We start from the raw sequence: 13,367 nt of genomic DNA, 5'->3' as shown, positions 1-13,367 counted from the left end.
GGCGAGGATCGGAAGTCCAGAATTTGCTTATCCTACAGCGCCCTTGGTGTTCACGTGAACTGCGTAAACACTGGTGGTTGCGGTGATGAACAGCATATTGCCGCGCGGGCCACCGAAACACAGGTTCGCGACGGTCTCGGGCGTTTTCACCTTGCCCAGCAGCTCGCCGTCGGGCGAGAACACATGCACCCCGTCCGCCGCTGAGCACCAGACATTGTCGTATTGGTCTACGCGTAGCCCGTCGGGCAGACCCTTATCAATCGCGGCGAAATCGCTGGGTTTGCCAAGCCCGCCGTCCGGCTGGACATCAAAGACCTTCAGTAAAGAAGGAACGTCCGGGTCATGGCTGCTGCCGGATTCGGCGACGTACAGGCAGCCTTCATCTCTAGAGAATGCCAGTCCGTTCGGCTGCACGAAATCGCGTGAAACAACGGTGGGTTCCGGACTGTCCGGATCAAGGCGGAAGACAAAGCTGCCTTCCTGTTCGGGCTTGGCTTTGTGACCTTCGAGATCAGAGAGGATGCCGTAAGTCGGATCCGAGAACCAGATCGAGCCATCCGACCGTGTGATCACGTCGTTGGGCGAATTCAACCGGCGGCCATCATGACGGTCAGCCATTGTTGTCAGTTGCCCGTCATGTTCGGTTCGTACAACCGAGCGGGTTGCGTGCTGGCAAGTCAGCAGCCGCCCCTCGCGATCACGCGTGTTGCCGTTGGAAAAGTTCGAGTTCTGGCGGAAGAGGCTGGTGCCGCCATGCGGGGTCCAGCGATACATGTGGGCATTCGGGATGTCCGAGAACAACAACGTTTCATGCGCGGGAAACCAGACCGGCCCCTCGGTCCAGACATGGCCCGTCGCGATCCGTGCCAGCGTGAGGTTGGAGTGGATCAGGTCCCGAAACACGGGACGGATGACCTCATATGTCTGCGAATGACTCATGCGCTATATCCCTTTCGGCTGGCCAGAGTGACCACACCCACAATCACAAGCCCGGTCAAAATCAGGCGAATTCCGGCGCCCAGACCGTATGAATTCAGCATCGACACGATCAGGAACATGAACAGCGCCGCCCCCCAGATGCCGGGCACGTTCGAATTGCCTCCGCCGATGGACGACCCGCCAATGACAACGACTGCAATGGACATCAGCATGTATTCGGTGCCCATGTTCAGGTTGGCCCCGCCCGAGAAGCTGGCGAGAAGAAACCCCGCCAAGGCGGCACAGACAGCCGAGTTGACATAGATGCCAAAGCGCACGGCATTTACCGGAACTCCGCTGAGCCTTGCCGCGCGCAGGTTTTGCCCGATGGCTGAGATCCACCGCCCCGCAATTGCGCGTTCGAGCAACAGCCATGCGCAGACGGCCAGCGCAATGCCGACCAATGCGACATTCGGAACCCCCAAAGTCCCACCCGAGGCGAACTCGGCCAGGGGTTCTGGTGGTTTGATACGCAGCCCCCGGTTCGACCAGATCGCCAGCGATTGGTACAGGAACGAGGCAGAGAGAGTTGCGATGATGGGCGGGATACGCAGTATCAGGATCAGCGCAAAGTTCACGATCCCGCAACCGATGCCTATTCCGATTGCAACCAGCAGACCGGGCAGGATCAACGCAGTTTGCGTGTCCATGAACTTTAGCGCCAGTGTGGCCGCCAACGTCATCGTCGCCGGGACGGACAGGTCGATATTGCCGGGACCAAGCGTAATCACGAGCATCTGCCCGATGCCGACAATGGCCGAGAAGGAGGCAAAGGTCAGCGCCGCATAGAGTAACGACCCCGCCCCGGACCCGGCCAGCAGACTGGTGGCGACAAAGGTAATCCCTGCGGCCAGATAAGCCCAGAGCCACGGTTTCTGAACAAATGCCCGCAAGGGATTGTGTCCGGTGTCAGGGGTGGTTTGATCACTCATGCCGAGACCTCCTTGCGGACAAAGAACAGTCGCACGGCCAGAACGAGGATCAGGATCGCGCCCTGTGCACCGATCTGCCAATCCGGCGAGAGGCGCAGAAAGGACAGGAAACTGGCGGCAAGGGTCAGGGTCAGCGCCCCGATAACGGCCCCGAAGGGCGAGACGCGGCCACCGACAAATTCGCCTCCGCCAAGGATCACGCCCGCTATCGACAACAGCGTATAGCGCAGCGCGATATTGGCATCCGCCGCCGTAGTCAGGCCGACGAGGCACATGCCTGCCAGCACTCCGAACAAGCCCGCCAATCCGTAAGCAGAGGCCCGCAGACGGACAACGGACCAGCCAGCGCGCTCCATGGCGCGTTCATTGCCGCCAACGCCTTGAAGGACCACGCCCACCCAGGACCGTTTGATCAACAGATGCACGGCAAAGGCCACGACCAGCGGAGCAATCACGGCAATCGGTACCAGCGGGGTTTTGAAATTCATAAGGGTTTTCAGCCACTCGGGCGACGCTCCGCCGGGTGAGGGCAGGATCAGCACCGCCAGACCGCCCCAGACGAAAGACATGCCGAGGGTTACGACGATTGCGGGCAATCCGCGCAGTTGGATCAAGGCCCCAAGTGCTGCATAGGCCAGAACCGCAGCGGACAGAATACCATAGCCCAGCAGAGGCGTGTCGTGCACGAATGTGGCCGTGACACAGGCGCAGAAACTGACGAAAGTACCGATCGATAGGTCGATGTCGTTGACCATGATGATCATCATCTGCGCAACGGTTGCCAGGGCCACGGGGATCGCCAGATTGAACAGCAGGTTCAGGCCAAAATAGCTCATCGCGCGGGGTTGCAGGTAGAACACGGCCCCCAACAAGACGGCCAGAGACAGAACGGGCAGCAATAGACGCAAACGGTCGCTGGTCATCTCAGGCCTCCTGCATCTGAAAAGAGGCGTTGAGGATGTTCTCCTCGGTGATCTCGTCCCCTACCAGCTCGGCGGCAATCTGACCGGCGCGGAATACGAAGACCCGGTCACATTCGAGGATTTCGTCGGTCTCGGTCGAGTACCACAGGAAGCTGCGGTCTTGTGAGGCTTCTGCCTGGATCATCTGATAGACATCTTTCTTGGTGCCCACATCCACGCCGCGCATCGGGTCATCCATCACCACAATCGGCGCGGAAGAGGCCAGCGCGCGGGCAAACAGAACCTTCTGTTGGTTGCCGCCCGACAAGGACAGGATCGGGTTCAACAGGTTGTCGGTGCGAATACCGATACGGTCTTTCCAGGTCTGAACCATGTCCGCCTCGCTGCTGCGATCTACCATCACTTTCCGGCTGAACTCGGACAGGGTGGTTAGCGAGAGGTTTCGCAGGATCGACCAGAGCGGCATGATCCCGTCGCGGGCGCGGTCTCCGGCCACAAAGACCACTTCGGGCTGGCGTGCGGATTTCCATTTTGGGGCGTGGTCGAAATAGATTTGCGCCAGTGCTTCGGCCTGTCCGTGACCTGCAAGCCCGGCCAGCCCGACGATTTCACCCGCACGGGCGTTCAGCCCGTTTGCCGCCCGTACAACCTCGGCCCCGAGGGTCCGATCTGCCCGCCCGGCGCCCGAGGTGTCTTCATCTGGCGCGACATGCCCCATCGCATCCACGATCGAGGCGCGGGTGAATTGGCTGGCAGGTTGGTCATCAACGATCTGGCCATCTTTCATGACGATGATCCGGGTCGAGACTTCGAAAATCTCACCCATCATGTGCGAGATGAACAGCACCGCACCGCCTTTGGCGCAGAACCGTTTGATATGGTCCAGCAATTGTTGCGCGATGGCGGCGTCAAGGGACGAGGTTGGCTCGTCCAGAATAACAAGGCTGGGTTCTCGGTCGCGGTCGGCAAAGGCGATGGCGATCTCGACCATCTGACGCTCGGCTATAGTCAGGTTTCCGACCGTTGCGCGGGCGTGGATGCCATGACCCGGAAAGACAAGGTCCAGCGCGTCGAGCATCTTTTGCCGCGCAACCCGCCGCCAGCCTTTGCGCGGCATGTTGCGATAGGGGATGCGCAGATTCTCCAAAACGGTCAGGTTCGGGCAGAGCGACAGCTCCTGAAACACGCTGCGAATGCCTGCATTCTGCGCGTTTTGACTATTGCGCAGGGCGGGATCTGCGTTCCGATGGTGGACGGCCCCCTGAGTTTGCGTGAGGCGGCCGTTGATCACATTTGCCAGCGTGGATTTCCCGGCCCCATTGTGGCCGACCAGTCCGACGCATTCTCCTGCGCTGATGCTCAACGTCGCACCACGCAGGGCAAGAACAGGCCCATAGGACAGATGGGCCTGCTCCAGAGAGACAACCGGTGCAGCGGTGGCTCCGGGTCCCGTATTCTCGTCGGTCTTCACGCGCTTACTGGGCCGACGCGATGACGTCTTTGGCCTGATCCTGCGTGTATTCCACGTTGGCGACCGAGCCTTTGGGCGTTGTTTTCAGAGCTTCTTTCAAACCGGCCTGATCGATTTTCAGGAACGGCACAGTCAGGTCCTTCGGCACCTCTTGCCCATCCAGAATCTGCTGGGCGACCCAAAAGGCCAAAGTGCTGACGCCTGGCGCAATCGACAGAGAGGTTGTCTGATACCCGTTTGCGTCCTGCTCATCCGACCACCACTGAAGTTCGTCCTGACGGTTGCCCATCACGATGGTTGGCATTGGACGATCCGTGGCCCCGATGGCCTGCGCCGCCCCATAGCCGTCACCACCCTGGGTTACGACGCCCACGATCTCGGGCAGGCTGGGCAGGATACCGGCGACGGCCTTTTGCGCCACATCCTGCGCCCAATCCCCATGGACCGAGCCGACTATTTCGAAATTGGTGTTCTTCACCTCATCATGAATACCTGCGCTGATCTCGTCATCAACGAACACTCCGGCCAGACCGCGGATTTCCAGCAGGTTGCCCCCATCAGGATAGCGCTCGGCCAGGTATTTCACCTGCTCGCGCCCCATCTGCTGAAAGTCGACCGCGATGCGCCATGCGCAGGGTTCCTGAACGATGCCGTCGAAGGACACAACGGTGATACCCGCATCGCAGGCGGCCTTGACCGCGCCATTGATTGCGGTGGGTGAGGCGGCGTTGATCACAATGGCATCATAGCCCTGCAGGATCATGTTCTGGATCTGAGCCGCCTGCTCGGTGGCCTGATTTTCCGAGGTCGTAAAGGCGTCAGCAGCGGCGACAACACCATCCGCGACGGCCTGATCTCCGTTCTTCTGCCAGCTTTCCAGCATGGCTTGCCGCCACGAGTTACCTGCGTAGTTGTTCGATAGGGCAATGCGTTTATCGGATGTATCCGCTTCGGCAGCCGGGGCTGTCAGGGTGATGATCCCGGCCGCAGCGCCGAGCAATATGGCCTTTAGTGTCATGTTTTCCTCCCAAAGCGGTCCAAGCGCCGCACGATTTTGGTGTCAGCCTGACGGGGCCGACGCGCCTAAAATTCCCAAAGGACGCGCGCAAAGTAAGAGTAGGACGCGCGCATTTCTTGCGGGTTCCCGCAAATAGGCTGCGGCGACCCGCATGACACTCGATCCGCTGGTCGATATACTGGCCCATGCTGGTTGCGGCAGGCTGGCGCTGCGAAAGAGAACACATGGCCGATCTTGCCTATTATTTGCGGATTTCGAACCATCTGGCGGGCAATCTGGATATCAAATCCGCGCTGCGGTCGGTTAAGTCCGAGATCGTGCGTATTCTGGAAATCGATCACCTGGATGTCTGCCTGATCGACGAGGAAGGGCGGCTCAACACAAGTTACGAGGTCGGCCTGCGTACCAGTTGGAGCCGCACCCGCGCCCCCGTTGAGGTCTCGCCCGTGCGCGATATTCTACGTGGCGACTGCGACTACATGCTGACCGGCAACGCGCCGGAGGACCCGCGATATGTGTTCGAAGGCGGGGATTACGATCCCATCCTCAAACACAATATGCGCAGCCGCGTGAATGTGGCGATGAAAGTGCTGGGCCGCACGATCGGGTCGTTGAATTGTTCATCCCAAAAGCTTGATTTCTATGATGAACAGGCCGTCGAACAGGTGCGCAATATTGCCGACATTCTGGCCCCTTATTTCTATGCTCTGCGTGCGAACGAACAGGCTCGGCGTGAGGCGATTATGCGGACCGAGGTGCAAGCGCGGGAAGAGGGGCTGCGGCTTGGTGCTCTCAGCCTGACAGACGCGCTGGAGCTTGAACGCCAACGGATCGGAATGGATCTGCACGACCAGACTCTGGCCGATATGACGCGGATCAGCCGGGATTTGGAGCGGTGCGAAACGCCTCAGGACTTGGACGGGCTGCGCAGCAGTATGAGGAACTGCATCCAGGGATTGCGTGAGATCATCGATACCTCGATTCCGTCGCTGCTGGAGCTGTTCGGCTTTCAGCACGCCGTGCGAACCCATCTTGAACGCGCGATTGATCCGGATGAAGGGGTCGAGATTGACGTGCGTGACCTGTCCGGCGGAATGGTCGACCGGCTGCCGCAAACCAAGCGCATCGCCTTGTTCCGTATTGCGCAAGAGGCGATCAACAACGCGGTCCGGCACGCCTCGGCCAGTCGGATTGAGGTCGAGATTGTATGTCAGGACGGGCTGCGCCTTCGCGTGCGGGACAATGGGCGCAGCATGGGGGCGATTGAAATCCGGCAGGCCTCGGGCGGGCTGACGCATATGCGCACCCGCGCCCGTCTGATCGCGGCACAATTTGACATCCGCTTCAATGGGGGGACCGAGATTACTGTCTGCCTACCGGCTTCTGAATGCCCGAAAGCCGAGGTGTTGGCATGAAGGTTCTGCTGGTCGAAGACGACGCAATGCACGCCAACTACCTGCGAGAGTTGGTTCAGGATGCCTTGCCCGAGGTGACCGACCTGAGCCTCGCCTCGAACGGCCGGGAAGGGGAAGAGCAGGCCCGGCAAAACGGTGTCGAGGCCATCGTCATGGACCTGCGCATGAAAGAGCGCAACGGGATCGAGGCTGCGCGGACCATTTGGTCGGAACGCCCCGCAACCCGCATTCTGTTCTGGTCCAACTACTCGGACGAGGCCTATCTGCGCGGCATTGCGCGGATCGTTCCGAAAGAGGCCGCCTATGGCTATGTTTTGAAAACGGCCAGCCCCTCACGAATGCATCTGGCTTTGCGCGCCGTTTTGATCGAGGCGCAGATCATGGTGGACCGGGAAATCCACCAGATCCAACGCGAACAGAGCCGCTCGGGTGAGGCGCTGACGGAGGTTGAGCTGGCAATCCTATCCGATCTCGCCCTTGGTTTGCCCGACAAAACCATCGCGCTGCGTCGTAAGCTGGCCCTGAGGACGGTGCAGAACCGGCTGCTGTCGATCTATGAAAAACTGGATGTGGGCGATCTACCGGTGGATGGCAACGATATCGCGATCAACAAACGTGTCCGGGCGGTCTCAAAGGCCATGACCTCTCAGATACTGAACCGTGAGAGCATCTTTTCGGCGGAAAAAGAGCTGGGCAGCTGGCTTGAGCGTCGGCAAAACTTGGGATGACGGCCGTGCTAGTCAGATCGTGAGGATTTGAACAGGTAGAGAAACACGAACAGCGACCCGATCGAGGTTGTAACGATCCCCACCGGCAACTCTTGCGGGGCCAGAAGCAGCCGGGACAAGATGTCTGAAAGCGTCAGCAAGATGGCCCCGACGACGGCGGATGTGATCAAGAGACTGCGGTGGAGCGTTCCGGCGATGCCTCGGGCGATATGCGGAACCATCAGGCCGACAAACCCGATCACACCCGCCACCGACACAAAGCTGGCCGTGGCCAAAGCGGCCACCAGAAACATCCGAAACCGCAGGCCTTGCACCGGAATGCCCAGTGTTGAGGCCGTGAAATCCCCCGTCAGAAGCGCGTCGAGCCAGCGGCTGCGATAGAGGGAATAGCCCAAGATCAAGGCCAGTCCCAAAACGACAAGGGGGAAGGTCTCCCACCGGGCCAGACCAAGGCCGCCCAACATCCAGAAAATGACGGAATGCGCGGCGCGGCTGTCGCCCGCGAAAATCAGATAGTTGGTGATGGCCGAAAACAGGAAAGATACAGCCAGGCCTGCGAGGATCAGTTTCTCTGGCGCGCTGGTGCGCAGGCTCTGAACCAGGGCCAGAACAATGCCGGACGCAATCAGGCCCCCGCAAAAGGCCGCAAGCGGCAGGGTCCAGATGCCCAGAACATCGCCTGTCACAGTGATGACCAGAACGGCACCCGCAGCGGCCCCGGACGAAAGGCCAAAGAGAAACGGGTCAGCCAGATCATTGCGCGTTGTCGTTTGCAAAACGACCCCGACAACACCCAGCCCGGCCCCAATCACCGCCGCAAACAACGCGCGGGGCAGGCGCAGGTCAAAGACGATCCGGTGCAGAGGGGACATGTCGCCCTCAGTCACGCCAGTACCCAGCCCAATCGCGGTGAAAACCTCGGCCAAGGGGATCGGGGTGGTGCCATAGATCGTCGACAGCAGCAAAAGGGCGGTCAGAATGACCGCCCCCAGCAGGACCGCTTGGCCCGTTTTCGTCATCTCAGCTGTTTCCCCGGTGCATCGCCGTTGCCATCTTCTCGATCGCTTCGATATTTGCCGGTCCCGGTGTCAGCTCTTCGTAGCGCAGGCCGATCCAGCGCTCGTTCTTGACTGCATCGGTCTGCGACATCACCGGGTGTTCCTGCAGGAACTTGAAGGTATCCGCCGCGCCGTTGCCGGTTTGATAGTCCAGCAGGACAAGGAATTCGGGGTTCGAGGCGGCGACAGCCTCCCACGAGGTGCGGCCCCAGCTAGTGTCCATGTCATGAGTAACGTTGACGCCGCCAGCCGCTGCGATCATCGCGTCAGGAATGGCGTATTTGCCTGCGGTAAAGGGCGCATCGGCCGGGCCGTCCAGCAGGAAGACACGGGGTTTTTCCAGATCGGCGGTTTTGGCTTCGATCGCGGCCAGTTGGTCTTTCCAGCCCGAGACCAGCGCGTTCGCCTTATCTTCGACCTGCATCACGGTGCCAAGACGCAGAACATCGTCAAACAGCAGATCCATGCTGGCTTCGGGGCGGTCTTTGTTCAGGTGGATGCAGCTTTCGGTCAGCACCATGGTCTTGATGTCAAAGGGTTCCAGCGTGTCGGGGGTGACGTCACCCCCGGGCTTCATGCCGTAGTACCACCCGGCGAAGAACATGTCGGGTTCAACCGCAACGAGGTTTTCGACCGTCGGGTATTTCGGAGCGAGTTCGGGAATGTCACCGCGCTGCGCGTCGAAATCGGGGCTGGTCTTGTACCAGCCGGTGATGCCGGTCAGACCAACGATGCTGTCCTGAAGGCCCAGTGCAAAGGCCATGTCGGTCATGTTCATGTCATGAACTACGATCCGCTCGGGCTTGGTGTCGAACACCAAAGGTTCACCGCAATTGTCGACGGTGATCTCTTGCGCGGCAGCGCTGCCCGCCAGTGCGCTTAGTACCGCAGCGGACAAGAGTTTCAGTTTCATCAATCTCTCCTGTTAAGATGAAAGCTTTCGTTTTCGGATGTCCAGCGCGGGGATCACGCGTCCTTCGTGCTGGAAACACAAATAGTCAACACCAAAAGTCTCGCGCACGCGGTCTGGGGTCAGAACCTCGGCGACCGGGCCGAAGGCCGTCAGCTGTGTGTTCTTCATCAGGGCGACGTGGCTGGCGAATTCGGGGATCATGACCAGATCGTGGACGATCATCACAACCGTCACACCCAACTCGGCCACCAGAGACAGCATGTGCCCTTTGGCATCAGGGTCGAGATGGTTGGTCGGCTCATCCAAAAACAGCAGCGAGGGGTTCTGCGCCAAAGCCCGTGCGATATGGGCGCGCTGGCGCTCTCCGCCCGACAGTTGTGCCATCTGTTTGCCCGCCAGATGAGACAGTTCGGTGATGTCGAGCACGCGCTGCAGGTCCGTTTGAAGAGCCTCGGCGGATTTGTCGGCCCTGATTGGGATTTGTCCCAGCGCTACATAGTCGCGCAGTTGCAGCCGCCCGTCGGGTATTTCCTGCTGGCCGACAACGGCAATCCGTCTGGCACGTTCTAGCGACGACAGTTTCCGCAGGCTTTGGCCCTGAATACGTACATCGCCCAGCGCCAGTTTTGCGACACCGCACAAGAGGTTGAGCAGCGTCGTCTTGCCGGCCCCGTTCGGGCCAGCAACGGCCAATATCGCGCCTTCCTCAAGGGTAAACGAGGTGTCGCGCAGCAGAACATCGCCGTTCAGGGCGTAGTATTCCAGGTTTTCAGCGACCAGAAAGCTCATGCCACGTCCTCCGGTGGCAGGCAGGGCATGCGCGACAGGGTTTTGGTGTAGAGCGCCAAAGGACGGGTCGAGGCGCTGGTCCAACCATCCTCGCTAGCCCGGAACTGATGGGCGAACTCGGCCAAAGCGCTCAGATCGGCAGGGGATTGAATATCGCCAAACAGATATTGCGCCTTGCCCTTGGCCAACAGCCCGACCGTCATCGGGCGGTCACACCCGGCCATACAGTCGATCAGGCGTGTTGAGAACCCAGCAGGCAGCTGGCTATCCAGCGTTTCCTTCGCCTTATGCGCGGGGATCGGCCCATTGCAGATGCCGCATATCAGGACGAAATGATCAGCCAAGGCACGCGTCGCCGACTTGAACAAAAGCCGAGTGAAGGCAAAAGCCATGAGTTGCATCAGCACGCAGATGTGCCATCGAGCCTCCTTCCGGGACACCCCGCCCCGGGTTGGTTGAACTGTGATGGCAGGTCTCCTGACTTGCGGGTCGTTGCTTGGCCAACCTTCCCGACCTTGAGGCCAGTGGTTTTGTGGCGTCGCTCTCCGCTTACAGTTGCGGGGGCAGTCACGGCATTGGCCCTTGGGCCGCACCGTATTCCCATTTTCATCCCTCAGGCGCGGGCCGTCGGGAACCATCCAGAGCAGCTAGTCTGCTCGCGCTCCTCTTGTCAAGCGCCGGAATCGCGCTAACGGACCACGCGCAGGGTTGGCCTGCGGGCGGGTTGGGCCGGTCCGACGCCATCGGTCGGGAACTGGCTGGCCAGAGTCAAACCGGCCTGTATCAGATGGGCGTCCGGGTAGCCTCCGGTCAATTCGCTCACGGCATCGCGCGCCGCCGGGGTTTCGTCGCGCCGCATGTGGTGCAGCATCCGCAGCAGGGCGCGTTCGTCACATGTCAGCTCGTGCCGTGTTTCAACGCAAAGCGGGTCGTTGAAGGCCAGCCCCAGAGGGCGGGTGTGTAGCGTGGCCTTGACGACTTTGAAGACCAGATGCGCCAGAACCAGCCCCTGATCGCGCCCCCAACGTTCGATTGCGACCGAAAAGGCATGTTGCCACGCCTGCGTTTCCGGCGCGGTCAAACTGAGAATGAAGTGCCGCATGACAGGCAACAAACCGCGTTCGAAACCGTCAAATTCGGTGAAGGGCATTGTGTGGTTAGGTGCCGAGTGTTTCATGCGCGTTCCCTTTTGGGTTTGGGGGCTTTCACGACCAAAGGGTGGACGTTTTGCGGAAGGGTGTTTGGGTCAATCGGCGTTTCAGGACGCGGCGATGCAGCGCGGGCCGGAAAGCTGAGATCAGCCTCAATTGCCTGCCTCAGTTTCGGTTTCAATGCGCAGCCATGGCGGCTGGCAACCGCGTCCATGGCCAACAGGTCGGCGAGGGGTTTTCGCATGTCAGGTCATCTTTCGGTCGCAAAAATAGGACCGGGCGATGATTCCAACGGAATCTGACTGGGTCGGCCGTTAACTGACTAAAATAGTCAGAAAATGCAAGCGCGAAATTCTTAATGAAGTCAGTAGTCGGCAACCAACAGGAAATCCGGCGCTGCATCTTCTTCGATTGTTGCAAAGCGTGGGATCGGGTCTTCGAATACGTTGTCCGTTCGGTCGTCATTCACGGTAGAGACTTCGCCAATCAAGCAATCCCCACCTTCCGCCCAGAAGGCGTGCCAGATGCCGGGCATCAAGGTCACGCTCTGGCCTGGCTTCAGGCGCAGATGCTCTCCGGGCTGTATGGTGACAGGGCAGGCATCGCTTGGAACGGTGACCGGGGTATCCCGGTCGATACCGCCATCGGGGTCCGAGGCATAGATTTCCATAACCAGATCGCCGCCCCCACGGTTGATGATGTCCTCGGCTTTGACGATATGGCGGTGCATCGGCGACAGCTGTTTGTCGCGAGAGATCAGTAGCTTTTCGGCATATAGCATACCGCGCCCCCGGCTCAGATCGCTGACGTTGCCGTTGCGCAGGGTGAACAGGAACAACCCAAGTTCATCAAACTTGCCTTGACCGTAGTCGGTGATATCCCAACCTAGCCCATGGGCACGGATACTGTCCGCCTGGGCGCTGCGCATCTGCTCAGGTGTCCAATCTGCGAAAGGCGGCAGAACGGTACCAAATGAACTGATGAATGCCTGGGCTTCGGTCTTGATACGGTTGATTTCGGATCGTTTCATCTCGGACTCTTCGTAGGGCTATAGTTCATGCGACCAGGGCGGGTTGGCTCCGGCGCGCGAGACGGTCACAGCAGCCACCTCTGCGCCCAAGGTCAAAGCATCACGTAGCGCATCCGGGGACAGTGCTTTCAAGCCCGGCTTTGTCAGCTGGCCAGCCTGTTCCAGCGAGGCCAGAACCCCGGCGTTAAACGTGTCCCCCGCGCCAACCGTATCCACGACTTGCACCGGTTTGACAGGGACTGAGACCACCGTGCCGTTGGCCAGATAGCCTGAGGCGCCCTCGCTCCCGCGGGTGACGATGACGGCGGAGGGGCCTGCTTGAAGCAGCAGGGGGACTTTCTGATCGTGACTTTCAGGGCCGGGGATGATCCAATCTAGATCCTCATCCGAGACTTTGACGATATCGGCCTGTTCTATCATCTGGTTCAACCGCGTGCGGTAGCGGGTCTGATCCTGTATGAAACCGGGTCGGATATTGGGGTCCAACATCACAGCACAGTTCGCGCCATGTTGCGCCAGCATCGCGGCATAGGCATCCGCGCAAGGCTCACAGGCAAGGCTGATGCCACCAAAATACAGCGCTGAAACCGCGGGGAGTTGGCGCGGCATATCCTCGGCCCGCAGCATCCGACCCGCAGTGTTTTCATCGACAAACGTGTATGTGGCGTGACCGTCCTTCAGTTGAACAAACGCCAGCGTGGTCGGCCTGTCCGAGGCAATCACATGTGTCGTGTCCACATGGCTGGCCCTCAGGTCATCAGCCAATTGCCGCCCGAACATGTCCGAGGACAGACCGGTCAGCAGGCCAACCGGCGCGCCCAACCGGCCCAAAGCGATAGAGGTATTAAATATAGCTCCGCCGGAATGGGGAACGAAACCGTCCTGCCCGGACAGGGTCGGCTCAGTAATCATGTCGATCAGGGCTTCTCCGCAACACAGGATCATCCCACATCCTCTTCCA

At 59.9% G+C, this 13,367-nt stretch carries 15 protein-coding genes and 1 riboswitch; of the genes, 2 read left to right on the top strand and 13 right to left on the bottom strand.

All coding sequences use genetic code 11. The annotated features are described in order from the left end of the window. Positions 1–27: 27 nt before the first annotated feature. The 5 genes from J7394_RS02730 to J7394_RS02710 are packed head-to-tail and all read right to left on the bottom strand — an operon-like array spanning position 28 to position 5,322. The gene (locus J7394_RS02730) at positions 28–939 is read right to left on the bottom strand and encodes an SMP-30/gluconolactonase/LRE family protein (RefSeq protein ID WP_209250786.1); all 912 of its coding nucleotides are present in this window, start codon (positions 937–939) and stop codon (positions 28–30) included. After that, the gene (locus J7394_RS02725; protein ID WP_209250784.1) at positions 936–1,910 is read right to left on the bottom strand and encodes an ABC transporter permease; all 975 of its coding nucleotides are present in this window, start codon (positions 1,908–1,910) and stop codon (positions 936–938) included. The genes J7394_RS02730 and J7394_RS02725 overlap by 4 nt, the downstream gene beginning before the upstream one ends. Then, entirely contained in the window at positions 1,907–2,833 is a 927-nt protein-coding gene (locus J7394_RS02720) for an ABC transporter permease (RefSeq protein ID WP_209250782.1), read from the bottom strand. Before J7394_RS02720 ends, J7394_RS02725 begins: the two co-directional genes overlap by 4 nt. A gap of 1 nt (position 2,834) precedes the next feature. Next, positions 2,835–4,304, bottom strand: a complete 1,470-nt coding sequence (locus J7394_RS02715; RefSeq protein WP_209250780.1) for a sugar ABC transporter ATP-binding protein — start codon at positions 4,302–4,304, stop codon at positions 2,835–2,837. 4 nt (positions 4,305–4,308) lie between these two features. Continuing rightward, positions 4,309–5,322, bottom strand: a complete 1,014-nt coding sequence (locus J7394_RS02710) for a substrate-binding domain-containing protein (protein WP_170667112.1) — start codon at positions 5,320–5,322, stop codon at positions 4,309–4,311. 224 nt (positions 5,323–5,546) lie between these two features. Here J7394_RS02710 and J7394_RS02705 point away from each other — a divergent pair, with 224 nt between their 5' ends. Together J7394_RS02705 and J7394_RS02700 are read left to right on the top strand one after the other, a co-directional pair. Then, a complete protein-coding gene (locus tag J7394_RS02705; protein WP_209250778.1) occupies positions 5,547–6,737 on the top strand; it encodes an ATP-binding protein in 1,191 nt (396 codons plus the stop codon). After that, positions 6,734–7,465 carry a response regulator transcription factor gene (locus J7394_RS02700; RefSeq protein WP_170377404.1) on the top strand — a complete coding sequence of 244 codons (732 nt, stop codon included), beginning with the start codon at positions 6,734–6,736 and terminating at the stop codon, positions 7,463–7,465. Before J7394_RS02705 ends, J7394_RS02700 begins: the two co-directional genes overlap by 4 nt. 8 nt (positions 7,466–7,473) lie before the next feature. On the opposite strand, the gene J7394_RS02695 is transcribed toward J7394_RS02700, so the two are convergent. The 8 genes from J7394_RS02695 to J7394_RS02660 form a co-directional block, all read right to left on the bottom strand. After that, positions 7,474–8,484: an iron ABC transporter permease gene (locus tag J7394_RS02695; protein ID WP_170463129.1), complete on the bottom strand. Its 1,011-nt coding sequence runs from the start codon at positions 8,482–8,484 to the stop codon at positions 7,474–7,476. A 1-nt stretch (position 8,485) separates the two neighbouring features. Beyond that, on the bottom strand, positions 8,486–9,436 hold the full coding sequence (locus tag J7394_RS02690) for an ABC transporter substrate-binding protein (protein ID WP_209250776.1): 951 nt from the start codon (positions 9,434–9,436) through the stop codon (positions 8,486–8,488). Between the two features lie 12 nt (positions 9,437–9,448). Beyond that, complete coding sequence (locus J7394_RS02685) at positions 9,449–10,225, bottom strand: ABC transporter ATP-binding protein (RefSeq protein WP_209250774.1); 777 nt, start codon at positions 10,223–10,225, stop codon at positions 9,449–9,451. Then, a complete protein-coding gene (locus J7394_RS02680) occupies positions 10,222–10,617 on the bottom strand; it encodes a DUF1636 family protein (RefSeq protein ID WP_209250772.1) in 396 nt (131 codons plus the stop codon). Before J7394_RS02680 ends, J7394_RS02685 begins: the two co-directional genes overlap by 4 nt. A gap of 57 nt (positions 10,618–10,674) precedes the next feature. Beyond that, positions 10,675–10,879, bottom strand: a riboswitch (cobalamin riboswitch). A 34-nt stretch (positions 10,880–10,913) separates the two neighbouring features. Beyond that, positions 10,914–11,402, bottom strand: a complete 489-nt coding sequence (locus J7394_RS02675) for a hypothetical protein (RefSeq protein WP_209250771.1) — start codon at positions 11,400–11,402, stop codon at positions 10,914–10,916. Then, positions 11,399–11,620 (bottom strand): hypothetical protein, encoded by a 222-nt coding sequence (locus J7394_RS02670; protein ID WP_209250769.1) that lies wholly within the window; start codon positions 11,618–11,620, stop codon positions 11,399–11,401. Before J7394_RS02670 ends, J7394_RS02675 begins: the two co-directional genes overlap by 4 nt. 120 nt (positions 11,621–11,740) lie before the next feature. Beyond that, complete coding sequence (locus J7394_RS02665) at positions 11,741–12,406, bottom strand: D-lyxose/D-mannose family sugar isomerase (RefSeq protein WP_209250768.1); 666 nt, start codon at positions 12,404–12,406, stop codon at positions 11,741–11,743. An 18-nt stretch (positions 12,407–12,424) separates the two neighbouring features. Continuing rightward, positions 12,425–13,351 (bottom strand): carbohydrate kinase, encoded by a 927-nt coding sequence (locus J7394_RS02660; protein ID WP_209250767.1) that lies wholly within the window; start codon positions 13,349–13,351, stop codon positions 12,425–12,427. Positions 13,352–13,367: the final 16 nt, after the last annotated feature.

Source organism: Ruegeria sp. R13_0, from assembly GCF_017743995.1.
Classification (GTDB): domain Bacteria; phylum Pseudomonadota; class Alphaproteobacteria; order Rhodobacterales; family Rhodobacteraceae; genus Ruegeria.
The sequence above is the reverse complement of the archived record's forward strand: the minus strand, read 5'-3'. Positions and strand labels throughout refer to the sequence as shown.

Bases quoted from the DNA above. Each gene is read 5' to 3' on its own strand.
- J7394_RS02730 (WP_209250786.1), bottom strand. From the start codon at position 939: ATGAGTCATTCGCAGACATATGAGGTCATCCGTCCCGTGTTTCGGGAC.
- J7394_RS02725 (WP_209250784.1), bottom strand. From the start codon at position 1,910: ATGAGTGATCAAACCACCCCTGACACCGGACACAATCCCTTGCGGGCA.
- J7394_RS02720 (WP_209250782.1), bottom strand. From the start codon at position 2,833: ATGACCAGCGACCGTTTGCGTCTATTGCTGCCCGTTCTGTCTCTGGCC.
- J7394_RS02710 (WP_170667112.1), bottom strand. From the start codon at position 5,322: ATGACACTAAAGGCCATATTGCTCGGCGCTGCGGCCGGGATCATCACC.
- J7394_RS02705 (WP_209250778.1), top strand. From the start codon at position 5,547: ATGGCCGATCTTGCCTATTATTTGCGGATTTCGAACCATCTGGCGGGC.
- J7394_RS02700 (WP_170377404.1), top strand. From the start codon at position 6,734: ATGAAGGTTCTGCTGGTCGAAGACGACGCAATGCACGCCAACTACCTG.
- J7394_RS02695 (WP_170463129.1), bottom strand. From the start codon at position 8,484: ATGACGAAAACGGGCCAAGCGGTCCTGCTGGGGGCGGTCATTCTGACC.
- J7394_RS02690 (WP_209250776.1), bottom strand. From the start codon at position 9,436: ATGAAACTGAAACTCTTGTCCGCTGCGGTACTAAGCGCACTGGCGGGC.
- J7394_RS02685 (WP_209250774.1), bottom strand. From the start codon at position 10,225: ATGAGCTTTCTGGTCGCTGAAAACCTGGAATACTACGCCCTGAACGGC.
- J7394_RS02680 (WP_209250772.1), bottom strand. From the start codon at position 10,617: ATGGCTTTTGCCTTCACTCGGCTTTTGTTCAAGTCGGCGACGCGTGCC.
- J7394_RS02675 (WP_209250771.1), bottom strand. From the start codon at position 11,402: ATGAAACACTCGGCACCTAACCACACAATGCCCTTCACCGAATTTGAC.
- J7394_RS02670 (WP_209250769.1), bottom strand. From the start codon at position 11,620: ATGCGAAAACCCCTCGCCGACCTGTTGGCCATGGACGCGGTTGCCAGC.
- J7394_RS02665 (WP_209250768.1), bottom strand. From the start codon at position 12,406: ATGAAACGATCCGAAATCAACCGTATCAAGACCGAAGCCCAGGCATTC.
- J7394_RS02660 (WP_209250767.1), bottom strand. From the start codon at position 13,351: ATGATCCTGTGTTGCGGAGAAGCCCTGATCGACATGATTACTGAGCCG.